The 26,431-nt window shown below is 43.2% G+C and carries 19 protein-coding genes and 1 riboswitch; of the genes, 3 read left to right on the top strand and 16 right to left on the bottom strand.

The genetic code is table 11. The annotated features are described in order from the left end of the window. Positions 1–24: 24 nt before the first annotated feature. From WMO37_RS00450 to WMO37_RS00430, 5 genes are all read right to left on the bottom strand, one after another. Positions 25–741 (bottom strand): response regulator transcription factor, encoded by a 717-nt coding sequence (locus WMO37_RS00450; RefSeq protein WP_349153991.1) that lies wholly within the window; start codon positions 739–741, stop codon positions 25–27. A 108-nt stretch (positions 742–849) separates the two neighbouring features. Next, positions 850–3,120 carry an ABC transporter permease gene (locus WMO37_RS00445; RefSeq protein WP_349153990.1) on the bottom strand — a complete coding sequence of 757 codons (2,271 nt, stop codon included), beginning with the start codon at positions 3,118–3,120 and terminating at the stop codon, positions 850–852. 18 nt (positions 3,121–3,138) lie between these two features. Next, the gene (locus tag WMO37_RS00440; RefSeq protein ID WP_022432844.1) at positions 3,139–3,837 is read right to left on the bottom strand and encodes an ABC transporter ATP-binding protein; all 699 of its coding nucleotides are present in this window, start codon (positions 3,835–3,837) and stop codon (positions 3,139–3,141) included. Between the two features lie 142 nt (positions 3,838–3,979). After that, positions 3,980–4,723, bottom strand: a complete 744-nt coding sequence (locus tag WMO37_RS00435) for a hypothetical protein (RefSeq protein WP_349153989.1) — start codon at positions 4,721–4,723, stop codon at positions 3,980–3,982. A 139-nt stretch (positions 4,724–4,862) separates the two neighbouring features. Beyond that, a complete protein-coding gene (locus tag WMO37_RS00430) occupies positions 4,863–5,699 on the bottom strand; it encodes a S8 family peptidase (RefSeq protein ID WP_349153988.1) in 837 nt (278 codons plus the stop codon). Between the two features lie 314 nt (positions 5,700–6,013). On the opposite strand from WMO37_RS00430, the gene arcC reads away from it, so the two are divergent. Next, positions 6,014–6,952, top strand: coding sequence for a carbamate kinase (gene arcC, locus WMO37_RS00425; protein ID WP_349153987.1), 939 nt, complete (start codon positions 6,014–6,016; stop codon positions 6,950–6,952). Positions 6,953–7,031: 79 nt separating this feature from the next. Here the strand turns inward: arcC and WMO37_RS00420 are convergent, their stop codons facing one another. Then, positions 7,032–7,229 (bottom strand): hypothetical protein, encoded by a 198-nt coding sequence (locus tag WMO37_RS00420; protein ID WP_349153986.1) that lies wholly within the window; start codon positions 7,227–7,229, stop codon positions 7,032–7,034. Positions 7,230–7,246: 17 nt separating this feature from the next. Then, a complete protein-coding gene (locus tag WMO37_RS00415; protein ID WP_022432849.1) occupies positions 7,247–7,759 on the bottom strand; it encodes an HD domain-containing protein in 513 nt (170 codons plus the stop codon). Between the two features lie 216 nt (positions 7,760–7,975). On the opposite strand from WMO37_RS00415, the gene WMO37_RS00410 reads away from it, so the two are divergent. Beyond that, positions 7,976–8,704 carry an FUSC family protein gene (locus WMO37_RS00410; RefSeq protein ID WP_349153985.1) on the top strand — a complete coding sequence of 243 codons (729 nt, stop codon included), beginning with the start codon at positions 7,976–7,978 and terminating at the stop codon, positions 8,702–8,704. 77 nt (positions 8,705–8,781) lie between these two features. On the opposite strand, the gene addA is transcribed toward WMO37_RS00410, so the two are convergent. Continuing rightward, positions 8,782–12,447, bottom strand: a complete 3,666-nt coding sequence (gene addA / locus WMO37_RS00405) for a helicase-exonuclease AddAB subunit AddA (protein ID WP_349153984.1) — start codon at positions 12,445–12,447, stop codon at positions 8,782–8,784. Beyond that, positions 12,392–15,718, bottom strand: a complete 3,327-nt coding sequence (locus WMO37_RS00400) for a PD-(D/E)XK nuclease family protein (RefSeq protein WP_349153983.1) — start codon at positions 15,716–15,718, stop codon at positions 12,392–12,394. Before WMO37_RS00400 ends, addA begins: the two co-directional genes overlap by 56 nt. 105 nt (positions 15,719–15,823) lie before the next feature. On the opposite strand from WMO37_RS00400, the gene WMO37_RS00395 reads away from it, so the two are divergent. After that, positions 15,824–16,291: a hypothetical protein gene (locus WMO37_RS00395; RefSeq protein ID WP_022432852.1), complete on the top strand. Its 468-nt coding sequence runs from the start codon at positions 15,824–15,826 to the stop codon at positions 16,289–16,291. 56 nt (positions 16,292–16,347) lie between these two features. Here WMO37_RS00395 and hisS read toward each other — a convergent pair whose 3' ends face one another. The 7 genes from hisS to WMO37_RS00360 all read right to left on the bottom strand — a co-directional run bounded on the left by hisS (position 16,348) and on the right by WMO37_RS00360 (position 26,390). Next, complete coding sequence (hisS, locus tag WMO37_RS00390) at positions 16,348–17,601, bottom strand: histidine--tRNA ligase (protein ID WP_022432853.1); 1,254 nt, start codon at positions 17,599–17,601, stop codon at positions 16,348–16,350. Positions 17,602–17,710: 109 nt separating this feature from the next. Continuing rightward, positions 17,711–18,595, bottom strand: coding sequence for an NAD(P)/FAD-dependent oxidoreductase (locus WMO37_RS00385; protein ID WP_227089510.1), 885 nt, complete (start codon positions 18,593–18,595; stop codon positions 17,711–17,713). Positions 18,596–18,793: 198 nt separating this feature from the next. Continuing rightward, complete coding sequence (gene mgtE / locus WMO37_RS00380) at positions 18,794–20,125, bottom strand: magnesium transporter (protein ID WP_022432855.1); 1,332 nt, start codon at positions 20,123–20,125, stop codon at positions 18,794–18,796. Positions 20,126–20,288: 163 nt separating this feature from the next. Next, a riboswitch (M-box (ykoK) riboswitch) is annotated at positions 20,289–20,458 on the bottom strand. A gap of 63 nt (positions 20,459–20,521) precedes the next feature. Further along, the gene (locus WMO37_RS00375; RefSeq protein WP_349153982.1) at positions 20,522–22,906 is read right to left on the bottom strand and encodes an alpha-galactosidase; all 2,385 of its coding nucleotides are present in this window, start codon (positions 22,904–22,906) and stop codon (positions 20,522–20,524) included. Positions 22,907–22,938: 32 nt separating this feature from the next. Next, a complete protein-coding gene (locus WMO37_RS00370; protein WP_022432857.1) occupies positions 22,939–24,303 on the bottom strand; it encodes a glycoside-pentoside-hexuronide (GPH):cation symporter in 1,365 nt (454 codons plus the stop codon). Between the two features lie 3 nt (positions 24,304–24,306). Beyond that, positions 24,307–25,791, bottom strand: coding sequence for a DUF6937 domain-containing protein (locus WMO37_RS00365; RefSeq protein ID WP_022432858.1), 1,485 nt, complete (start codon positions 25,789–25,791; stop codon positions 24,307–24,309). 14 nt (positions 25,792–25,805) lie between these two features. After that, positions 25,806–26,390, bottom strand: a complete 585-nt coding sequence (locus tag WMO37_RS00360; protein ID WP_349153981.1) for a TetR/AcrR family transcriptional regulator — start codon at positions 26,388–26,390, stop codon at positions 25,806–25,808. Positions 26,391–26,431: the final 41 nt, after the last annotated feature.

Raw genomic sequence — 26,431 nt, 5'->3', positions numbered from 1 at the left:
ACGTTCTCCTTCCTGCAAACGTTTTTATTTTTCAATTTTGTAACCGATACCCCACACCACTTTCAGATACCGTGGATTTCTGGGATTGACTTCAATTTTTTCACGCAGCTTTCGGACATGTACCATGATGGTTTCAGTGTTTATAGCTTCCTCTTTCCAGACATTTTCATAAATCTGTTCTGCCGAATAAACCCTGCCCGGTGAACGCATTAAAAGCTCCAAAATCGCGTATTCTTTTGGTGTCAGCTTTACATTTTTTCCGTCCACCGTCAGCTGTTTTGTATACAAATCCAGTTCCAGTCCGCCTGCTGTCAGCGTATGCGCTTCTTCTGTTTCTTTTTGGGACGCGGATGCTGCTTTTTTTAACTGCAAAATCTGTTCATACCGACGCAGATTGGAATGGACCCTTGCGAGCAGTTCCATTGAGCCAAAGGGCTTTGTGATATAATCGTCTGCACCGATATTTAACCCTGTGATTTTATCAATATCTTCTGATTTGGCACTTAAAAATATCAACGGGAAATCATATTTTTCACGCAGCTTCATCGTCATGGTAATTCCATCCATAACCGGCATCATAATATCTACGATTGCCAAATGAATGGTGTGATTTTCTACCATTTCAAGTCCCTGTACGCCGTTTTCGGCTTCATAAACATAATACCCCTGATTTTTTAAGTAAATCGTTATGGCATCCCGTATTCCTTTTTCATCTTCAACAACTAATATATTAGCTTCCATTGCTTCCTCCTTTTCTAAGCATGCATGTAGTATAGGAAGGAAATCTTAGAAAGGAGTTTTGATTCTTCTTAAATTTTTCTTAACAAATTAAGCACTGCAATGTCGTTTTTATAAATCTGCTCTCTTGAGTGCTGCTTCTAAGCCTACTTTTCCTATTTTGCGATACTGTAACGCCGCTGAAACACCGTATGATGCCATTCCCAGTACAACTGCCCACACATAATTTGCCGGGTCCACGTAGTAGGTAAGCCAGCCTGCCATTTCCTGCATAAAATAGTCGTAAAGCATCCGCATCACAACAGCCGCAATGCCAAGGCTTAACAATACAGAAATCACGGCTGCAATCGTGGTGGACATCATATACAGCTTTGCGGTTTCTGATTTATTATACCCTAAAATACGCAGCATGGAAATTGCCGTTGCATTTTTTTCCACCACAATTTTTGACAGCAGATAGAAAATCAGGACTGCCATAAATACGGAAAATACTGTTATCAGCGGGAACATCTGTCCCATGGAATCCTTTAACTGTCGCACAACCTTTGTCATATCATCATATGTAATCGTTGCCGCTACTGCCTTACTGTCCAAATCGGTCAGTTCTTCATTGCTGAAATATCCGTTAAAATAGCCTTCTTCCTTGTCAAACAGTTCTTCAAACCGGCTGTTGCTTATAAATAACGTAAAGGATGCCGGATAAGGATACGTGCCAAGGATTTCAAATTCATAGGTGTCATCGCTGTACTCGTCTTTTAGCGCAAGCATATCGCCGACTGAAAGTTTATATTTTTCTAAAATACCCTCAGAAGCATAGACCCCGTTGCCGTTTTTGTGTAACTCAATGCCTGTAATGTAATCTGAATCTTCACGGATGCCGTAGACATTGATTTCTTCCTTTAATTTTCTGTCGGTTTTATCCAGTATCAGTGACTTGACCGCATACTTTTCCGCAGCTTCATTTTTCGTCTGCACCGGCATTTTTAACACGTACTGGTAATCGCTGATCATATTTTCCTCTACCAGCATACCGTAGTGGTCTAAAAGCGGTGTCATCAAAAGTCCGAAGAAAATGAGCAGACTTGCAAATGTTACGCCTAAAAACATCACAAGATAATTTACCTTGTTCTGAATCAGGATACGCATCCGGAATCTTGCCATAAAAGAAACCTTTGGCAGGCGCACTGCCTTTTTCTCACGCCAGTGGTTTAAATCGTGGCGCAGGAATTTAAGCGGTGATAATTTTAACTTTGTATACAATACAATTGTATTGACCACAATCATAATCATGCACGGCACAACCGTTGTAATCACAAATGCATAAGGATTCCACAATGTAATATATGTCGGAAGACTGTAACTGTGATAATACATTCCTGCCATGACATCTTTAAATACTGTATATCCCAATATATTTCCCAGCACACAGGAAATCAGTGTTACCGTAACCGGAAGTGTAATATAGTGACGCAGCAGTTCACCTCTGGTAAAGCCAAGCGCCCTCATTGTACCGATTTCAGAAGCTTCCTTTTCAATAATGCTTGCAATCGTTACACTGAAAATAAATGCCAGAATAACCATGATGACATATAAAAGTACCTGGATCATGCTCTTATCACTGCCCATATCATCACCCGTAAAATGAATGGCCTGATTTTCTACTGCCGGTGTAATATTGGTAATGCCCGCCCGCAGGGAAACGAGCTGTTTTAAAATGTCATCGGACAAATCACGCTGCTGTGAATCCGTCAAATCCGTCTTATTATTTTTCCATGAATATATGAAATGCTCCGTTCCCGCATCCAGTTTGTCATACTGACCTTTCGTTACAATGGCAACACCAAAGTTTGTTGCATCAAACATCATATCCGAATTGTTCTGAAACTGCGCGCTATAATCGGACAGTGCCACTGTTCCTACAATCTCAAGCTTCTCTCCGCCAAGAACAACCGAATCCCCGATTTTTAATTCCCTGTTTTCGGCAAACAGGCGGTCGAGTGCAATCTCTCCATCCTTCTGCGGTGCTCTGCCTTCCATGACACACACCAGGTTTATATCATTTCTCTCGCCGAAAATACGCAGTGTCGCATTTGAGATGGCTTTTGGTACTTCCTTATAAAAGTTCTCATACAGCACCACATCATTTTCTGATTCTACTTTTTTAAGCAGCACCGCATCTGCCTTTTGTTCCAATTCAAAATTGCCGTCTTCAATATTGTATTTTTCAAAGCTTTCATCGTATGCATGGGTCATGCTGTTATCAGCGACCAGAAAACCTGAAATAAACCCGATTGTCAGTGTTATAAACAAAAATATCACGGCATATTTTCCGAAATCCTGCTTTAATTCCCTTAAAAAACGCTTTCGCAATGGATTTTTCATGCTGTTTACCTCCCCGTTTTACCACTCTAACTGCTCCGCCGGTACTTTAGCGGCATTCATTTCAACATCCTGAATCTGACCGTCTTTGAGCTTTACAATCTGGTCTGCCATATTTTTAATCGCGTCATTGTGGGTGACTATGACAATTGTATTGCCGTATTTCTGATTGACCCGCTCAATCAGTGCCAGAATATCCTTTGAGGTATGATAATCAAGAGCGCCGGTCGGCTCGTCGCAGAGCAGAATATCCGGATTTTTCACGATTGCCCTGCCGATTGCCGTCCGCTGCTGCTGACCGCCGGACAACTGGCTCGGAATTTTGTTCTGATGTTCTGTCAGTCCCAGCACATCAAGCAGTTCATCAATATCTAACGGCTGGCTGCTTAAATATGCGCCGACTTCGATATTTTCACGTACCGTCAGATTTCCGATAAGATTATATGCCTGAAATACATAGCCTAAATGCTTTCTTCTGTATTCTGTCAGCTGCCTGTCGTTCATGCCCTGCATAACCTCGCCTGCTACGGTAACACTGCCGGAATCTGCCGTGTCAATGCCTCCTACGATATTAAGCAGTGTAGATTTTCCCGAACCGGAAGGTCCCAGCAGTACGCAGATTTTCCCTTTCTCCACACCAAGCTGTATCCCTTTTAAAACCTCCACTTTGTTTTCACCCGTTCCATAACTTTTCCGTAATTGTTCAATCTCTAAAAACATAAATTTCTCCTTACCGACTATGTTCATTTATCGTAACATAAAAAGAGTTAGACACTGCTAACTTCTTTCATAATGTTAGCCCTGTCTAACTCTTTTGTCAAGTTCTATTTATTTCCCCTATCTTCTTTCCCTGCGCATAAATCTAAACTGCTTTTTCTTCCGGTATTTCTTTCATATGACAAATGCTTAAAAACAGACTGCGTTCCGCAATTCTTAACTGCAATGTTCCCCACTGTGTATAATAATCTACATTTTCATACAGTTTACGGATACAATTGCCGTAAAACGGCTCCGTTATCCTTGTTGTGTACCTCATTTCAATATAACAGTACATTGCATAAATAAGCACAATCTTTGTTCCTGCGGCATACGCTTCCAGACTTGTATACTCACGAAAAATGCGTTTTAAATACGCATCCCGTGCCAAAAACGCATAAAATTTCTTCTTACAGCTGTTAAAATCACCCTGTTTAAACAGCTCCTCCTCAATCCGCACTGCCACTGCATGGCACATTCCCTCAAATACCGATTCCATTCCCGTAACCCGCACAAGCTGTGCCTTTCCAAGCCACGAAAGTCTTTGCGGCAGTGTAGAAGATTCAACCCCGTATAAAAATACAACAATTTTAATTCTGCCCTTTTCAAAGCTGCTTTTTAAAATATCCAGCTCCACAAGAGCTGTTATATCCTGTATCAGCTGCGGTGTTAAAACTACTACGGCTTCCTGATGCCTTGCGATACTTTCACATTCCTGTTCATACGTCACCTCCCTCATAATATTTTTCTCTCCGTCTTCTTCAGGCATTGTAAATCCCCAATTTTCCAAGTGATACAAAACGGCTTTTGCATGACTTTCGTTTTTGCTTCTAGAATAGCAAACGTACATTTTTCCTCCTCCAGTTTCTTTTGTACTCATTCCCCCTGAAAAATGTATTCTGTATTATAATAACACATTTTTATAATTATAAGTATTATCACATTAAATCCTGTTTTTTTTCAAATAAACCATATGACCATACACTATTTTACCCACTCGTTATAAATTTCACTATGTTCAGTACGCCGAAACCCTGCTGATTTTCCGGAATGGCAATAGTCTCACAGCACTTTAACAGCCGCATTTTTACACCTTTCGGTGTATAGTCCGGTCTTTCCTCTAAAAGTCTGGCAACTGCTCCGCTGACAATGGGAGCAGACATTGATGTTCCGCTTTTTTTTGCATATGCATCCTTACGGTTGCTGCACGCAATAATATTGGATCCTGTCACAACAACCTCTGGCTTGATCACACATTCCTCCGTCGGTCCTCTGCCGGAATAATACCGCACTTTCCTTCCGCGTACACCCGAAAAATTGGTATCGTCATACGAACCGACGGTTATAATTTTTTTACAGTTTCCCGGTGCGGTGATACTATTTCTGTCCGGTCCGCTGTTTCCTGCCGCCGCTACCACAACAATTCCGGCATCCCATAGCTGTTCCACCTGCCGGTTAAGCTGTTTTTCTTCCTGCACATCATGGTCCGGTACCGTTCCGAACGAAATATTAACAACCCGGATATTATACCGCTCTCTCTGTTCTAAAATCCATCGGAGTCCTTCCACCACATCTGAAATTTTCCCGTTTCCCTGTGCATCCAGAACTTTTACGCCTATCAGTGCCGAATGCGGGGCAATTCCTTTATACCGTCCACGGGATGCACTCCCGTCCCCGCCTATGATTCCCGCGATATGTGTCCCATGTCCGCTATCATCATAAACGCTGTTTTTCCCATGAACCAAATCAACGAAACCGGTAATACGGCTGCCAAAATCTCTATGCCGGTAAATTCCTGTATCTACAATTGCAACTCCTGTCTGCATACAACTCCTCACTTTCGAGCAGCTTTGTCATAAATCTGCGATGTAAATACCGCCAAAGCTATTTACCCTCCACCTATCTGTATTTATTATATGGTAAATATCTTCAATGTTACTACTTGCACCCGGCGATTTCTCATCTGCCAAAAATGCTGTTTATTTTTCATGCTTGATAATATTTGCTTTTTCCCTGCAAATATTTTATAATAAAGTATCAGAATTCATTTGCAGGATTTGTGACTTTGCGCACTTGGCACAAGCCTGTTATGTGCAATACAACTTAGAATTACAAAGCGTGCGCAGAAATGAGGATTAATATGGATAAGAAAAGAATCGTTGTTGCTCTCGGAAGAAATTCTTTTGGTGAAACTTTCCCGGAACAGCAGGAAAATGTTAAAAAAGCTGCTGCTGCAATTGCAGATTTAGTAGAAGAAAAATATCAGATTGTCATTACGCACAGCAACGGTCCGCAGGTCGGCATGATTCAGACTGCAATGACTGAATTTGCCCGTTTAAATCCAGACGACAGAACCGTTGCCCCGATGTCCGTCTGCGGTGCAATGAGTGAGGGATATATCGGTTACGACTTACAGAATGCAATCCGCGAGGAATTATTAAACCGCGGCATTTATAAAACTGTTTCTACAATCATTACACAGGTCCGTGTAGACCCGTTTGATGCGGCATTCAGCGAACCTTCCAAAATCATTGGCAGATTTATGTCAAAAAAAGAAGCCGAAGCCGAGGAAGAAAAAGGCAACCATGTTGTTGAAGAAGAACCGGGTAAATTCAGAAGAATTATCGCTGCTCCACTGCCAATCGACATTTATGAAATTGATGCCGTAAAGGCACTGCTTGATGCAGACCAGATTGTAATCGCTGCCGGCGGCGGTGGTATTCCTGTACTACAGCAGGGAACACATTTAAAAGGTGCCAGCGCCATTATTGAAAAGGACTACACTGCTGCCAAACTGGCAGAACTGGTCAACGCACAGACTTTATTATTCCTGACAGCATACGACAATCTTACAATTGAAAAAGGAACACCAAATGAAAAAGTCTTTGAACAGGTTTCTGCTTCCGACTTACACACTTATATCAAAGCCGGTCATTTCCCTGCAAAGACAACATTTCCAAAGGTTGACGCTTCCATTCGTTTCGTAACTGCTGATTCCGAAAGAAAGGCCGTTATTTCAAACCTTGACAAGGCAAAATCAAGTCTTGCCGGAAAGACAGGAACAACAATTACCGCATAAAAATATTGCGTAAAAAATTAAGGAGAAATTTCTGATTTTAGAAATTTCTCCTTTTTGTTTGCTTTTATTGACTGTTGCTTTACTCTGCCGTAGCTGATTCTGTCTGTACGGTTTCCTGCTGGGTCTGATATACCGCATTGGTTACATCTAACATAAAATAGTTTAACAAAACCATTAACAACGCAAGAACTACGATAACAACCAGCGGTATCCACGGATTCTTTTTCTTCTGTGACTGATTCTTTTTAAATGTACTGCTATTGACCTGATTTGCCATTTTTTTCTCCATTTCTTTTAATTTACTTTACTCAGATATATAGACTCTAATATTTTAGTTCCTGTTTTCGTTTTAAAAATATTTTCTTTGATTTTCCGGATAGAATCCAGCCCCTGCTTACTGCTGTCCAAGCCGTCTTCATTGATATTTACCAGAAAATCTGCCTCAACTAAAATCTGATAATCCATTCCCTCTATTTTATCATAGGTGTGATGGTGTCCAATCAGATATGCCACCCGCTCTGTCACCGGCGCCGGAAATTCCAGTTTCTTTAAAATTACAGCAGCCACCGGTGGTCCCTCCAGTTCCTGATACTTTCCTGCACTGGATTGATATTTTTCCTCTGATATTTTAATGCCGATATCATGAAGCACTGCCGCGGTTTCCAGACATTCCATTGTAAATAAATCCAGCTGTTCCTTCTCTCCAATCGCCTTTGCAAAACCATATACTTTCAGCAAATGGCTGATTCTGCGAATATCATTTTCAAAATAAGCAATTGCAGCCTCAATGACCTTTCCTGTTTCCATACTAAACTCCATTCCTAAGTGATTTTTTATCTGCGATTAAAACAATTTGTATTATTATACTATACCCCTTCTTTGAAGACAACTGTTATCCGAAAACAAAATGCCCTTTAAAAATTTCATAAAAATTTCATCTGAAATTACGGTCAAATAAATATAGACAAATGCGTTATAGTATGTTATTATCTGTATACTAAGAATACGAAAGGTGGTGAAAATATGTCAAACGAGTTATCCAACAAAACCGTAACCTACTTATTAGGGGAAATATCTGGTATGCTGGAAAATATGCAGAATTCTCTTCGTACTGAAATCGCCGAAACGCGGGATTCTTTGCAAAGTTCCCTCCGTGCCGAAATCGCTGAAACAAGGGATTCCTTGCAGAATTCTCTTCGTGCTGAAATCGCCGAAACGCGGGATTCCCTGCAGAGTTCTCTTCGTACTGAAATCGCCGAAACACGGGAAACCCTGCAGAATTCTCTCCGTGCCGAAATCGCCGAAACACGCGAAGCCCTGCATGCTGAGATTGCTGAAACAAGGGATTCTTTGCAGAGTTCCCTCCGTGCCGAAATCGCCGAAACACGCGAAGCCCTGCATGCTGAGATTGCTGAAACAAGGGATTCTTTGCAAAGTTCCCTCCGTACCGAAATCGCCGAAACACGCGAAGCCCTGCATACTGAGATTACTGAAACAAGGGATTCTTTGCAAAGCTCCCTCCGTACCGAAATCGCCGAAACAAGGGATTCTTTGCAGTCACAGCTTACGCAGATTAACCTCACACTGGAACAGAATGTTGTTCCACGTCTGAACACGATTGAGTCCTGCTATGTATCTACATATGAAAGATATTCCCAGGGTATAAACCAGCTTGAATCAATCCAGTCTGATATCCTTGTTATGAAGGATGTCATTATGAAGCACAGTACACAGCTTGCAAAGATTTCCTAATTCTTGTGCTTTTATTTCCTAAAAAATCGTGGAAAACAAACACGGTCTTGTCTTTGTTTTCCACGATGATATTAAAATTATTCAAGCTCTATATCTTTCCCCAATGAAAATGAATAGATAATTTTTTCCTTTACAGGTCTCTGAAGCAGCTGCGACAGCGCTTTTGCATAGTATTCTAACTGGAGTGCATACCGCCTGCGCAATTCGTCTTCACCGCCTTTTTTTGACACCTTATCCGTTTTGTAATCCACCAGAATAAGACTTCCATCTTCTTCAAAATATACATCAATAACACCCTGAATCAACTGTCCGCCATTGTTTTTATCCGGCTGGTTCGTATCGTCCTGTTTTGATTTATCAGACTGTTCGGATAAATCAATAAAGACAAACGGTTGTTCCGTATGAAAAACACCTGCCTGTTTTGCCCGTTTCATCCGTTCAAACAGTGGATTTTTCATAAATGCAACAATATCGGATACACGGATACTGTCTGCCTGCTGTTTGGTAAGCTTTTCTTCCTCTACAAGCTGCTTTAAAAATGCTTTTACAGCAGTATTTTCTGGTTTTGTATCATAGTCCATACATTCCATCACGCGATGATATGCTGTACCTCTCCGGCTTCCCTGTAACGTCTTTTTCCTGCCTGCGATAAATTCCGGCAATAATTCATCTTCATTTTGTTCATCCACTGCCTGTTTTAAGCTTTCCGGCATATAGGCAGTTTCTGCAAAATCCGAATCCTGCTGCATTTTCTTTAATTCCGACACTGTGACCTTCGGTTTCATAACCGGTTCATCGGCATACGGATAATCCGGCAGTTTTTCTAATTCCTGCCCTGCTTCTTTTGAAATATCCGTCTCTGCCTGTGATACTTCCATTGAAATATCATCACTTACCTGCAATTCTTCTTTCTTAAATTCCACAATCTGAAACGTCCCTTTACGCAGATTCTGCGGCAGCAATACTGCCGGCATGACCATATCAAAATAATTTTTCAAACCGGCTTCATACGAGTACGAATACCAGCCTCCGGCAAGCAATTCATCTGAAACCGCCTGCCAGCCCTCTACTGCTTTTTGTGCGTCTTTTACGGTGCCAATCATATACAGCTTTTCCCTCGCTCTTGTCATGGCAACATACAGCACACGCAGTTCCTCGCTGATTGTTTCCTGTATAAGCTTTTGTGATACCGCTGATTTTAACAGAGTCGGATTCTTGATACGTTTATCTAAATGTACCACATTTGTTCCGACACCAAAGTCCGTATCCAGGACCACTTCCCCGCGGGAATCCATCTGGTTAATGCTCTTTCCCATTCCTGCCAGAATGACAACCGGAAATTCCAGCCCCTTACTTTTATGAATACTCATCACACGCACCAGATTTTCATTTTCACCAAGCACGGAAGCTTCCGCAAAATCCACCTCGTATTTTTTAAGGCGCTCAATATAGCGCAGAAACTGAAACAGTCCGCTGTAACTGGTCTTTTCAAATGCCGCCGCCTTTGTATAAAGCATATCCAGATTTGCCTGCCGCTGAGTACCTGCCGGCATTGTTCCGGCATAGTGGTAATATCCCGTATCATACATCAGCTCCCACAAAACATCACTGACCGGATAACGCTCTGCCTTTTCCCTGAAACTGTCGAGTTGTTTTAAAAATTGCACGACTTTTTCATCATCGCTTTCCTGCATGACGTCATACAAATGCTTTGTGGTGTCTTTCATGCGAATCTGTGTGAGTTCTTCCGTTGTAAATCTGCCAAAAAAGGACAGCATGACCGCCGCCATGGGAATATCCTGCAGTGGATTATCTATTACGGCAAGATACGATAACAGCAGTTTGACCTCACGCACATCAAAATATCCTTCTGACGCGTCACAATATGCCGGAATATCTTCATTCATCAGCACATTGACAAATGTATCCGCCCAGCCGCTGACAGTCCTTGTCAGAATCACGATGTCACTGTAACGGATTCTCCTGTAGCCGTTTTCGGCATTTTTATCATAAACCATATAAAAACTGCCGTCTTCCTTTGGCTGTGTCAGCCGTTGAATCAAAGCCGCGGCAGCAGCGCCTTCACGCTCTCTTGCGGAACGGTCTTCGTCCTCCGGGGAAAGTTTTTCCTGATTCATATCAATCATATAAATCATCGTATCCGGATCATCTGCAAATGTCATCGCATTTTCATTCTGCGCCTGATATTTCGGATACTCAAACCCGGCATTTAACCTTGCCCTGTCATCATACTCAATCTCTGCAAAGTAAGGATTCATCGCCCTGTAAAAAACATCATTCGTACATTCAAGTACATTTTCGCGGCTTCGGAAATTGGTCTGCAGTTCAATCCTGACATTCGGACTGTCCGTATCGGTATATGTACTGTACTTATCCATAAACAGCTTCGGACACGCCAGACGGAACTTGTAAATGCTCTGCTTCACATCACCCACCATGTAGATATTGTTATCCGCTTCATTGTATTTTCCCTTAGATACCGCAGTCAGAATAACCTCCTGAAGCATATTGCTGTCCTGATATTCGTCTATGAGAATCTCCTCGTAATATGCGCTTAAATCATCTGCCGCTTTGGTGTATTCCATGCCGTTTTCCGTTTTTTTGACTAAAATGTTTAGCGCCATATGCTCCATATCGTTAAAATCAATGACATTTCTTTCACGCTTTTCTGTATCCATGCGCCTGTAAAAATCCTGTGCGAGTGTCATCATCATTTCAACTGCCGGTTTATTTTCCCGAATATCCTCTAATAAATTTGCAAATTCCTTTGTAAATAATTTCGCCTGTAACGTCTTTGTCACATAAGCCTTATATTCATCGCGGATTTGCTTGACTGCTGCCTTCTTTACCTCTGAAATATCCTTACTGCGGCTTCTTCCAAGCGTTTCAAAAGACAGCAGGCGCACTTTACGCACCAGTTCTTCATAACTCTGCGTATCCAGAATCTGACGGATTCCCGCATGGTCAGACTGTACTGCTGCTGCATACATCAGCGGTCCGTCCGGCTCATTGCAGATACTTTCCAGTTTTTCATACTGTCTGTCATAGTCTTTAAAACGTCTTCTGACCGTATCAAAAAGATAACCGATTGCGGCATTTTGTTCTGCCGTGTCGATATCTGCCTGCGTGTAAATGCACAGGCAGTCTTTAAACCATTCCTCCGGCCACGGATAGCTTCTTGCAAAGCGGTATAATTTTAAAATAATATCCACGATTTTCGTATCGTCACGTCCCGTTCCATACGCATCGACAAAATCAAAGAACACCTGATTTTCGGAAGCATAATATTCCTCCAGCATCTCCTCCATAATATCATTTTCAAGCAGCTTCATTTCACCTTCGTCCGCAATCCTGAAACCCGGATCTAATTCAATATCCGTAAAATAATTGCGCACAATATTTAAACAGAAGCTGTCAATCGTCGTAATCGGGGCATTGTGAATCAACGTCATCTGACGGATTAACCGCTCGTTTCCCGGATTCTCCTGTAGCATTGCATCGAGCGCCTCACGGATTCTCTGCTTCATTTCCGCCGCCGCCGCCTTGGTAAAGGTTACAACGACCATTCTGTCCACGTCTGTGCCATCTTCTGCCGTGATTTTTCGGATAATGTGTTCTACCAGCACCGCCGTTTTACCCGAACCTGCGGCGGCAGCAACTAAAATATTACAGCCGTTTGTCCGGATTGCCTTGAACTGTTTTTCTGTCCAGCGGTTTGCCATTTTCATCAACTCCTTCCCTGATTTTTTTCCATATTTCCTCATCACTGAATGTCTTTAAGCTGCGGGACTGCCCTCCCGGAATATCCGGTGAAAAACCGCATACCGCATGGTACGGACAATATGTACAGGCATCTTCCTTCTGCGTGTGGTACGGATTAACGTCCACATTTCCACCAAAAATTCCCGCCGCCATATCTGCCGACTTTTCGGTGACATAGTCTGTGAGCTGTTCAAACTTCTGCGTGCTGTAAATGTGGCTTCGCATATCCAGCTCCCCGTTTGATTTAAACGCAACCGGAATAACCGCCGACTTTCCTCCGCGGTCATCCATTTTACGGATAATTTCCGTATCCTCATTGACAACACCTTTCATACGCAGATTTTCCAATATCATTTCATCAACGGCTTCACGATAATCTGCATCTTCTTCATCGGGCATGCTCTGTACTTCTATAATCGGATTGTCAATATTGTAATAAAGAATCCCCGCCGGAATAATATTCTTATCCGGGTGCCGCTTCTTTTCGATGCGCTGTGCCGCCTTCATATATGTTACAAGCTGTAATTTTAAGCCGTAAAATGTCTTTAACAAATCAAAATCCGATTTGCCGGTTTTGTAATCCACCACGCGCACATAAACATTGTTATCATCTTCACAAATATCAATGCGGTCAATTTTGCCCTGCATATAAAGCGACTTGTCACCAAGTACCTCATGCTCATCAACTAAAAAGTTCATTTCATATGCATCGGGTGCAAATTCACCGCGTTCTAACTGCTTTCCGATTGCCCAGACCGTCCTGTCCGCCAAATCGGTGAGCCTTTTAATCATGTATTCGTTACGGCTGTTATCCTTTAAAATGGTGTTGCCGTACTCTGCAGCAATCCGCACAACGCTTTCGGATACGCGCTTTTTTCGTTCTTCATCGGATAACAGGGAAAAGGATTTTTTCTCCTCTTTTAACTGCCGCGACACATCTTCCAAAACACCGTGCAGAACCGTACCGAAATCCTGTACCGCAAAACGGTATTCTTCTCTTTGTGAAAGCTTTAAGCCATATTCCAGAAAATACGCAAAACGGCAGGAAGCATACGTTTCAAATGCCGAAATACTACCCTTTAGCTGTGTTCCGTATAACAAAAGCGCCGCATTTTCACTCAACGTCTTAATATAATTTTCCGTATTCCACTCAATATCCTGCTTCGGAATCTTTAAATAGACAAACTGTCCATCCTGCCCGTCGGCATCCGTTATGCGCACATCCGGAAACATGCGTCTTACATTACGGATTAAATATGACGGAAGTGCCGTCTTTCCGTCACTGCTTTTTTTTGCATACGATAAATACAGCCGGTGTGAAGCCTTTGTCATCATCAGATACAGATAAAATTTCTGTATAAATGCTTTTTCCCTTGCAGAAGGTGACAGTACGATTTCCTGTGCTTCCAGTATACTGCGGTCGGTTTCCGACAGCACACTGCAATTTTCATTTTTCTTTGGCACAACACCGTCATTGACTCCCGCAAAAAACAGCACTTTGACATTGTCAAGACGTGTTCTTTCGATATCACCAATCATCACACAGTCGGAGGTCGGCGGAAGCAGTCCCACTTTCATTTCTTCAAAGCCCGCCGCTACAATCCTGTTAAATTCCTTTAATGAAACATTTTCTTCACCGAGCAGTTCCACAATCCTGTCAAACAATTCAAGCACCTTTGCATAGAGCTGTTCATATTCATTGCCGGCAGGTTCACACTCCGAAAGCGCCTTTATCTGCTCGGCACTGTGCAGAGCCGTCACAAATTCATAAACGGCTGTGACATATGCCCGCACATTGGCTTCTTTATCCTTTAAAACCGCCTCCAGATTCAAAAACGGCGCCATAATCTGCTCCCGCAGGGCATTTAACGTTTCCAGTTCCGGCTGGTACGTGCTTCTTTTCATTTTCTTTTTCCACGGTTCATGCCATGCACGGCTGCCGCGGATACCTACCGCCAGACAGTAATTTTCCAGCATATCGATGTCATGTCTTGAAATGCCGGTCAGCCCCGTACGCAGATATCGGAACATCGTGTCATACGGATATCCTTTTTCTACAATCTCCAAGGCACTGCAAAGCATTTCCACATACGGATTGGCGGCGACAGAGCGTTTATAATCCAAAAACGCCGGAATGTCATTTTGTTTCATCATATTGGCGGCAACTTTTCCGTATGTTTCCAAATCTGCCGTAACAACGGCAATATCACGATAACGAAAGCCCTCTTTTCTTGTCAGCTGTAAAATCTCGGATACGATATACTGCAATTCCTCTTTGGGATTACTACCCTCGTAAATGCGGATATTTTCCGGTGTACCGGTGTACACACCGCCCTTATAGCGGAACAGATTTCTTTCAAGATATGCTAAGTCCTTCGCACCCTCATAGCGGTAATTGATGTCCCTGTCCACGCACACGGTATCGTCAACGTTGATTCCTTCTTCCTCACAAATCGCAATTAGACGGTTCATCATCTCTTTACTCATAAAAAACAGGTTGTTCCAGCTTTCATGTCCTGTCGGACGTTCCTTTTTATCAATCGTTACTGATATTTTAATACCTTTGCTGTATACCAGCAACAGACGCATGAGTTTGTACTGAATCGGTGTAAACCCGGTAAATCCATCAAAAATAATTTCCGAACCGGCAATCAGCTTTGATTTTTCCACCAGTCCGCATAATACGTCTAAAATTTCCTCAGACGTAATATAATTGGTTGACAAAAATGCCATAAATTCTTTGTAAACCAGACGGATATCTTTTAATTTTGCGGAGAGCTGCTGCTTTTCTTTGACATTCTCTCCGATTTCACCAAGCTGCTGCGGTGTAATACCATATTGAAGCAGTTCGGAAATCACGGATTTTAACTCCGAAACAAAACCTGTTTTTTCAATACTGCTGCCAAAGTAATCCAGCTTTTTCTTCTCTTTTTCAAGTACGCGCCGTACAATCAGGTTCTTTCCGGTATCGTCTAATACCGGACGGTTTCCGCCGCCCAGTTCTTCAAATACCTTGTATGCAAGGCGTTCAAAGCTGACAACATCAATATTTAAAATCCCCTTGCGTGAATGCATATGCACCAGTTTTTTTTGTGTTTCCATAGTATATTGTTCAGGAACAACCACAATAAAATTGTCATGCGGTCTTCTGACAGATTCTTCACAGACTAAACGGCTTAAATATTCTGATTTTCCTGCACCGCTTCCCCCTGTAATAAACTGTAAGGACATATTTCCCTCATTTCTGCCGAACCTCCGGCGATTATTCTGTCATGATTCAATCATTTTCTGCATATAGTATACCATCAATGATAACAATTATGGAAGTGTGTGGATATGAATTCAAAGACAAAAATTATTGTTTTACACCGCCGTGAACTGCTGATTGGTGCCATTGCCGCGGTGATTGCCATTCTTTTACTGATTTTTATGATTTCATCGCTTGCAGGCGGCTCTAAAGATGCCGCAGCCAGCTCTGTCAACGGTGCCAAATCTGTTTCTGCGGGTGTTTCCGCCTGCTATACACCGGGTGTTTACAGAGCCGGTGTTTCTTTAAACGGCAACGCCGTAGATATCGAAGTGACAGTCGATAAAAACAGTATTCAGAATATTGCACTCGTAAACTTATCCGAACCGGTTACAACGCTCTACCCTTCTTTGGAAAGCACCTTTTCCGAACTGTGTGCTTCCGTAATTGAAAGCGGTTCTACCAAAAATATTACATATCCCGCTGAGAACAAATACACCGCTACAATGCTTCTGAATGCCATTCAGACAGCACTCGATAAATGCACGATACAATAAAAAGGCTGTGGCACGCAATCAGGATTTCTGATTTTTGTGCCACAGCTCTTTTCCTTTTATGCACCAAAGTAGCTGACTTCTTCTGCCTGTTCTACATTGTAAAATCCGGCATAGCCGCGCTCCTCTAATTTACTTAAAAACTTACCGGTCTTTTTCGGTTTTATATAAAGGGATGCAATCATGCCTTCACTTCTTAACTTTTCAGCTGTCTTGACAGCTTCTGTTAAATGTCCGTCTTCATATAATACGGCAATCTTTTTACTGCCGTCCGGAATTTCAATGCCGTTCTGCATAAGGATAGAGAAAATACGCTCAAATCCGATTGAAAATCCGACTGCCGGAATGGACTGGTTTAAAAACTTGCCAATCAGATTGTCATATCTTCCACCGCCTGCGATTGCGCCCTTAAAGTCAATGCTTTCCACTTCAAAAACGGTTCCTGTGTAGTATCCCTGTCCTCTGACCAGTGATAAATCAAAGACCACATCGTATGCCCCTGCTGAAAGTGCCTTCACTGTTGTCATAATCTTTTCAAGACTCTCTGCCGGTTCTTTATCTTCCAGCATATCCTTTAAAGAATCCAGACTAAAATCATTTTTTTCAAGGAACTGTGTAAACTTTGTAATGGCTTCTTTTGCAAATCCTTTTTCTGTCAGTTCTGCTTCTACACCGTCCATGCCGATTTTATCCAGCTTATCAAATGTAATGCACACACTGTCTAATTCATTTTCCGCAAAGCCCATCTGCATTAATACGGCACGTAACAGTCTTCTGTCGTTTAACTTAACTTTGAAATTCTTCATGCCGATTGCCTGTAATGCCTTTGTGGTTGTTAAAATCAGTTCGATTTCCGAATCGTTGGATTCTGAACCGATAATATCAATATCACACTGGATAAATTCTCTTAATCTGCCCTTCTGCGGACGTTCTGCACGATACACACGGTCCATCTGGATACATTTCATCGGAAGTGTCAGCTTGTCTTTATTATTCGCATAATATCTGCTGAGCGGAAGTGTCAAATCATAACGCAGTCCCATATCCGCAAGCACATTCTCATTTTCCGAAGTCACGCCTGATGCCAGTGCCTTATCCAGCTTATCGCCACGCTTCATAATCTTGAAAATGAGGTTCAGATTTTCTCCGCCATCACTTTTATCCAGATTTTCAATATCTTCAATTACAGGTGTAATAATATGTTCAAATCCATTGGCAAGATAGACTTCAAGAATCTTCTGCTGTAAATAATCCCTGATTTCCACTTCCTTTGGAAGATAATCGTTTGTTCCTTTAACCGGTGTAACCTTCATAATTGCCTCCTAGACTTTTCCTTAAACTCACTTCTTCTTATCATACCATATCCGGCATTTGAAATACAAGGTCTTTCACACACTTCTTTGCGCCCTAAGCACACGGTCATCACACAGTTTCTTTTTTACGGTTTAAATAAGACACTGCCGAAAGTGCCGCAACATTGCCCTGTCCCGCCGCTTTAATATACTGATACGGCGTTCCCGCAATATCGCCGCAGGCAAATAATCCCGCCACATTCGTTTCCATCTGCAGATTGACGGCGGCATGATTTTTTTCGGTCTTTAAGCCCGGAACGAGCTGTCCCGGAAAGACGGCTTCCCGTAAAATGAAAATGCCGTCCACCGGATACAGCTTTCCGTCAGTCTTTAACTGCTCCACTTTCATCGTGCCGGTAATCTCTGCCGGCTTTTCCGTACAGATTTCAATGTTACCGGAAAGCCCCGGCAATACAGCTTCTTTGCCCATTGGAAAGTATAACACTTTTCCCACAATTTCCGCTAAATACTGTGCTTCCTCAACGGATTCTTTAGTATATCCGATAACTGCGACCGTCTTTCCTTTAAAAAACTGTGCATCACACGTTGCACAATAGCTGACGCCGCGTCCCAAAAATTCATTTTCACCCGGAAACGGCTTATCCGCCGTCATGCCGCAGGCTAAAATCACGCTGTCTGCCCGGTACTGCTCCTGTCCTGCCTGAATGGCAAAATAACTGCCCATTGCATAAACGGCATGAACTCTTTTTTTCGTAACCGCAATCTGCAATTCGTCCAAATGTCTTTTATATGCCTGTGCCAGCTCCTCTCCCGAAACGGCAGGCAGTCCCGGATAATTTAAAATCCGGTGTGCTTTTGCCACCTTACTGCTCACCGGCTCAGCGCCGAACAAAAATATCTCTTTATTTCTGATTTTTGCGGTAATAGCGGCAGAAATGCCCGCCGGTCCTGTACCGATAATCGCAATGTCCGCAGTCTTTATATCCTGTGCCACTTGTCATGCTCCTTTCACTTTTTTGCATTTTTCTTCAGTGCTTTTCAAATTTTTTCGCACCTCTGCACCATATTACTCTGTTAGTATATTGCAAAATATGTATGTCATACCCGTTCTTATCCGCAATCCACGGTAATTTTCGTATCCGATAAAAATCTGTTCTCTGTCCGTGTCCTCACATATTTGCACTTACCTTAATTATAAATGGAATACCACCGTTGCCACATTAAAGTATATCAGTATTGAACAGGTATCCACAATCGTTGTAATCAGCGGCGATGCCATAATTGCCGGGTCAAAATGCAGCTTCTTTGCAAGCAGTGGCAGAATACAGCCGATAAGCTTTGCAAAAATAACTGTAATAACCAGTGAAATTGAAATGACAACCGCCAGTGAAAAGTTCTTATACATCAGCAGGATTCTAAGCCCGTTTGCCAGTGCCAGAATCACACCGACAATAATTGAAATCCGGAATTCCTTAAACATCACCTTAAAAATATCACGAAAGGTAATTTCTCCCAGTGCAATCCCACGGATAATCAGCGTGGAACTTTGTGAACCGCAGTTACCGCCTGTATCCATCAGCATTGGAATAAAGGATACTAAAATCGGCACTGCCGCAAACGCATTTTCATAGTGTGTGATAATCACGCCCGTTGCCGTAGCGGATAACATCAGCACCAAAAGCCACACAATTCTGTTTTTGGCATGTGTCAGCACCGGTGTTTCAAAGTAAGATTTTTCACTCGGATTGACTGCTGCCATGAGTGATATATCCTCTGTCGCTTCATCAACCACAACATCGAGTGCATCATCGACCGTAACGATTCCGACCATACATTCATCGGTATCCAGAACCGGAAGTGCCAGCAAATCATATTTTGAAAATAACTGTCCGACCTGCTCCTGGTCATCGCCCGTATGCACAAAAATAATCTCTGTCCGCATAAGTTCTTCAATCGTTTTGTCGTCATCTGCCACCATTAAGTCTTTGGCGGTCACAATGCCTACCAGTCTGCGCGCTTCAAGCACATAGCAGGTATAAATCGTTTCCTTGTGGATTCCTACTTCTTTAATATGTGCCATTGCCTGCTTTACGGTCATGGTGCGCTTGAGTGACACATATTCTGTTGTCATAATGCTGCCTGCGCTGTCCTGCGGATAATCCAGCAGAATATTAATCTGCGCACGCTTCTGCGGATTGATATTGGATAAAATCCTTGTTACGACATTTGCCGGTAAATCTTCCAGTAAATCCACGGTATCGTCCATAAACATATCGTCTATGATTTCTTTTAATTCCGTTTCCGTGAAAGCATCAATCAGACAGCTCTGTGTTGCATTGCTCATATTGGCAAAAACTTCGGCTGCCTTTGCTTTCGGAATCAGACGGAATGCCTGTGCAAGTTCCTTTTCTTCAAATTCTGACAGCAGTGAGGCAATGTCTACTGCATTCATCACATTTAAAATGCTTCTGATTGCTTTGAATTCTCTTGCTGCCAGAAGTTCCATAAAAATGTTCTTCTCCATTTTCTATGCTCCCTTCTGTCGTATCCGTATTCTGTAAATTTTCCGAATGATAACTGACGCCCGAATCCATTTGCCTCACCTCCTTTAATACTAAAAAAACTCCGTCTGACGACGGAGTTTGAAATTCAATCTTAATCTTTGCGCACCTGTTTCTTTATCTGGCGCTGTGCTTCCGTCGTCCAAGCTTTAGCATCACAGGGCATATTAGTTGCATTAGGTTATGCCTTAAACCGACATAGCCTGCTGACCAACGATTTGTGTCTCCACAAATTTGCGGCAGCAACCTTAGGAAAATCCAAATCCCTGTGGTAACCTCACCTACCGAAGTATTTCGTTTTTTTCATTATAGACACAGAAAATAAAATCTGTCAACTGCTTTTTTCGTAAAAATCATACTTACCGTGTTTTTTCTTCGTCCATAAAATAAAGCCTTGCGCCGAAATCCGGGAAGTAACGCACTTCATCATTCAGTCCCGTTGCGCAGAATGCCTGCTTTAAGCGCACACCGCAGTACATCAGCGTATCGCCGAATACATGGTAGTCCTCCCGCTCACCGTTTATTTTAATCCATTTGGCGGCGAGGTGCTGTATCAGGGAATCCTGACGGATATGCACCGGCGATGCGGTGTTGACCAAATCCCCGAAATCCTTGATATTGTACTTTAACGCACGATTGTAAAAATGATACTGCTTTTCAGGGTCTAATCCCTTTGCATAAAAGCATGTATGCGGCGTGTTTGCCACCGCAAGTTTATTCATCAGCAATCCGACCGCTTCGGAAGTATCTTTTTTGACACAGCTCCACTCCATCAGACTGCCGCCGCCCGCCGACAGTACACTGCTGTCACGGATATCCCTGTCCGAAAAACTTCTGCCGCGGTAAAAAATTCCCCGCTGGAACAGCTCCCGCTTTTCTTTATACAAGGTAATCTGTGCTTTCACCGCCTCAAGTTCTTCTTTGGACATATCACAGAAATTACATTCATAACCCAAATTCCCGAAAGCCGCCACGGCAAAGCGTGTTTCAAGCGGCGTGCGGCGCAGTGTCTGGTGATTCGGGCTTGCTGAAACGTGTGAACTAAGCACGGACGGCGGATAGCCGTAAGTGTAATTGTTCTGAATCTGCGCGCGGCTGACCGCATCTGTATTATCGCTTGCCCAGATTTGCGGAAAATAACACAAAATGCCGAGGTCAAAGCGGTTGCCGCCTGCCGCACAGCCTTCAAATAAAATATCCGGAAAACGTTTTGTCAATACGTCCATGCAGTGATACAGCCCGCAGATATAGCGGTGTGCTGCTTCACCCTGTCTGTCCGGCGGCAGATACGGTGAATAATCATCACTGAAAATCCGGTTCATGTCCCATTTGACATAAGAAATATCCGCACCGGAAAAAACACGGCTCATTTCTTCAATGACAAATTCCTGCACCTGCGGATTGGCTAAATCTAAAATCCGCTGGTTTCTGCCCTCGGAATGATTCCTGCCGGGAACGGCAGCTGCCCAGTCCGGGTACTTTTCATACAAACGGCTGTTGACACTCACCATTTCCGGTTCTACCCAGATACCAAAATCCAGTCCAAGTGCTTTGATTTTCTGCGCAATTCCCAAAAGTCCGCCCGGCAGCTTCTTTTCATCGGCATACCAGTCCCCAAGGGAACTCTTATCGTCATTCCGGTTTCCAAACCAGCCGTCATCCATGACAAACAGTTCGATTCCCGCTTCTTTTGCCGCCTTTGCAAGGCGTAGCAGTTTCCTTTCGTTAATGTCAAAATACGCCGCTTCCCAGCTGTTTAACAGCACCGGGCGCAGTTTCCGTTTCCATGTGCCGCGAACAACATGCTCCTGCACAAAATCATGCAGTTGGTGACTCATTTGATTATAACCTGATGCCGCATAGGTCAGCACCGCTTCCGGTGTTTCAAAAACTTCACCTGTGCCAACCGTAAAGCAGAAATTTTTCGGCTGGATACCGGAAACGATTCTTGTACGTCCTGCCTGCACCTCTACAGCTTCATAGTGACTGCCGCTGTAAATAAGATTTATTCCGAAACACTCTCCGGTGTCCTCGGTCGTTTCTTTTCTGCCAAGCATGATAAACGGATTGGCACGGCTCGATGACGTTCCCGTAAAGGATTCATTGACATATTTTCCGGTTTCAAGCACGGCTTCACTGCGGTTCATTTCCCGTGTCCATGCGCCGTGAAATGTTGAAAGCACATAGTCTGCCCTGTGTAAATCAAGCTGCATGCTCATCAGCCGCCTAAGCTTCACAGGCTGTTCTCCTTCATTTTTAAAAACAGCGCGCCTTGTAATCACATCGCAGTCTTCGTATACGTCATAATACAGTTCCAGCTTTGTTTTTCCTTCTTTGTCTGCCAGAACGACCTTGAGCTGTTCGGATTTGCCGTTTTCATCATATGCACCCGGAAGTGTCTGCAAGCCGCATTTTGTTTCGGAAATCTGTGCGCTCTCAAACAAAAAATCCGCCGTTGTACTGCCATCCGCATATTCTGTTTCAATAAACGGTTCACGGATATCGCCTTTTCCGTAAGATGACATTTCAAGACAGCAATCCTCCAATGAAAGATTTTCAAAACTGCTGTCATACGCAATCGTATTGCCCGGAAGAAATGCCCTTTTTTCCATCATTACGGTCTGCTGTGCATGAATCCGCCTTCCATAATACAAATGCTCCGGATGTCCGCTCTCCATGACACAAAATACATAAGACGTATGCCGTGTATGCAGTGCATACAGATTTTTTTCTATCATAATCATATCGGAAATCCTTTCTTTATCATATATACCTTTTAAGCCCGCAGTGTATTGTTAATCTCCTCCATTTTACTCTCTGTCAGAATATATTTCTTGTGAAAATAAAACACAGCAAGTAACAGTCCTGCAATCGGAAGCACCGTCATTGTCATACGCAGTCCGACCAGCGAACCGCCTGCCTGTGCGGCTTCTCCCGCCACAACTGCCGTATCCTGACTTAAATGGCTCAGCGACAGGCACACGGATACAACCAGTGCCGCTACACCGGAAGCTAATTTTACAACAAATGTCTGCATAGAAAAAATCACGCTCTCGTCCCTGCGCTTATTTTTTAATTCACCATAATCCACGGTATTGGCAAGGAAAATGGTTGTAAGCACCAGTAACATGCCGTTTGCCGCAAAGATGAAAAATGCCGGAATAAACAGTATAAATACATTGGACATTGTTGTAAATACAAGCACCAGCAGCACTAAATATCCTGCTATCGCCATGGCAAAGCTCACGTAAAAAATGCGGATTGTATTTAAAAATTTACGCAGTAACGGAAACAGAATCATCATCGACAATATCTGTATTGCACCGCCAAAGGTGTTAAACAGCGTATAGCCGTTGTACCAGTCCGCACCGCCGAAATCATATTTAAAAAAGTAAATCACCAGATTGGACGTAATGTATACCGATGTATTAATCAGCACAATGGTAATAACAACCGTCATTGCCTGGTCATTTTGCAGTAATGCCTTAAACATCTGCTTTATGGACGGCGCATCGACATCAACCGTTGATTTTTCTTTGATATTCAGACAGGTAATCAGAATGAATACAAAAAACAATACGGATAAAATCAGGGCAAACCACTTAAAGCCCGTTCTTTCATTGCCGTTTCCGAAAAAGTAGACGCACTGCATAGTGATAACCGTTACAAGTGCAGAACCGACCCCGGCGCAGGAACGTGCGAGCGTGGAAAGATTTTCACGTTCCTTTCCTCCCTGCGTAAATGCCGGAATCATGGACCAGTACGGAATATCCATCATGGTATAGGTCACACCCCATAAAATGTATGTAACCGCCGCATAGGCTACCAGCCCGCCGCCGTCCAATGCAGGCGGTGCCGCAAACATCAGATACAACACGATGGCATTGAGCGCCGTTCCCACAAACAGCCACGGACGAAACTTCCCGAACCGTGTCCTTGTCTTTGCCACAATAACCCCCATAACCGGGTCATTAAACGCATCAAACACGCGCGCCGCCATTAAAATCATGCCCATTGCAATCGCGCTGACACCTAAAATATCCTGATAATAATACAAAATATAACTTGCCGAAAACATATAAACCATGTCTTTTCCCACGGCACCCAGTCCGTAAGAAGCCATTTCCCTTTTACTTAACATACCTTACCTACTTTCTGCGGCTGCCAGTTCCACCGCCTTGTATGCCCCATCATATATGCCTGCTTTTTTATTGGCTTCAATGCAGTTACACATCTGAAATAACAGCGTTTCTTCATTTAAAAACAACTCCAGCATTTGCAGTGTATGACCGGTGTCACGACATTCCAGCGTACCGTCACCGATTTCTGCCGAATGGACTGCACCCCACTGTTCATGTCCACCGACACGCTTGATAAACAGCTTCGGCACCGGATAAAATGCCAGTTCGCTCGGTTTCGTAACCAGCACATCACAGCTTCTCATCAAAAGATTGGTACAGTAAACCGCTTCAAATATATTTTCATGCCAGAATCCGTGGATTCCCGTGACTTCTCCCGTCAGGGCTTCCTCTGCAAACTTTTTTGTATTCTCCCAGTTGTTAAAATGTTCACAAGAAAGTGTCTTCATCTGCGGAATTTCTGCCTTTAACTGCTCCCATACATTTTTATAATCGCCCACATTGACATACAGTGCAGCACGTCCGTCCCTGATATGCGGTATTAAATAACGGATAATCTCTGCAAAAATTTCTTTCTGCGCACCCGCACCGCCAATCGTCAAAAGAAAGCGCATCGGTTTTTTCTGCATTTTGCGCGCCCGCCTTGCCGCACAGTCTTCTTCGATTCCCTGCACCAGCTCATGGTCAATGTAGTGGCCTGTATACACAAGGCTGTCCTTTGGCATTGGATTTAACACTTTGTTTTTATCCATGCCGTTTAAAATACGGTAGCCTTGGTAGGCAAAACGCGTCTGCACCGTATGAATACTGCCCTCTGACAAATGCAATGCCATTGGCCAGTTATCCGGCACGGCATTGATAACACGCTTCATGCCCGCATGCACCGCCGCCTGCGCCGGCCATACATGTGTGGCAATGACCGGAATTTCTTTTGGCACATTTGCAAATACAGCTGCCATCAGTTCCGCATTTTTCTGGTCTGATGCATTGTAAGAAAGCTTTCTAAAGCCCTCGTAATTCATCGGTTCCCAGACAAACCGGTTAAACAGACGGCTTTTCTGGGACAATCTTGACCCCAGTGAGTATAAATCATTCTGCGCACGGATAACCTTTGTACAGGTCGTATCTTCATAAGAATTCAAATCCATCCAGTACGGTACATAGCCCATTGCATGTGCCGCCGAAGCAATCGCCATGGAAATGCGGTAATGACCGAAGCCCATGCGGATATTTCCCACAATAATGCCTTTTTCCGTATCAAACGGTATCGTTTGATTTTTCTCTCCGGCTGTGCCGTGCTTTTTGGCAACACGCACATCGACAATGCCAAGCGTATCGCCAAGCACCGCATTTTTACGAAGCCGCACCGGATATTTTGTGCCGGTATCATCGCCATATTTTTTGATAAATTTTTTCTTAGAATGAATGGCATTTCTGTATGCCTTGCGGCCGATTTCATTGCCGTAAATCATTTTTGATTTGTCTTCCATAACCTTGCCCCTTTCTATGCCTTTTTCTCGATTCCGTCCAGTAAAATGCCAACCACTTCGCTTAACCCTTCCGTATAGGAAAGTCCACTGTTGACTAAAATATCACGCTGGAAAAACTGCTCCAGTGCGGCTTCCATCATCAATTTAAAAATGGATAAATTCACGGGACGGATACATCCTTCTTTTATTCCCTGTTCCAGCAGTCCCATCGTCATTTCCCAGCCGCCTTCCAGCCGCTGTTCTACCCTTGTGTATATTTCAGGATATTTTTCCTTGAGCAGATACAGCTTCGCAAAATTAATGTCTTTATAGCTGTCCGGCATGACACCGAGAATTGCCCTGATTTTCTCCACTGTGGACAATGCTTCATTTTCCAATATGGCACGCTCGCTTTCCTTTATCGTATCAAACAGGTAATCAACCATGGAAAGAAACAGAGAATTCTTGTCTGAAAAGACCGTATATATGGTTTTCTTGCTCATGCCGAGGATTCCTGCAAGGTCATCCATGGTGAATTTCAATCCCTTTTGATTAAAGGCTTCTATCGTACCCTCTAAAATCTTCTGCTGCAGTTTTTGTTCCTGTATACTTTCTTTCATCGTTCCCTCCTTCTCCGTTTGTGTTTTGTGTAGTACTTTTG

The organism is Lachnospira intestinalis (genome assembly GCF_040095895.1).
GTDB classification, from domain to species: domain Bacteria; phylum Bacillota; class Clostridia; order Lachnospirales; family Lachnospiraceae; genus Lachnospira; species Lachnospira intestinalis.
Note: the sequence above shows the minus strand (reverse complement) of the source record. Positions and strands in the feature narration are given on the sequence as shown.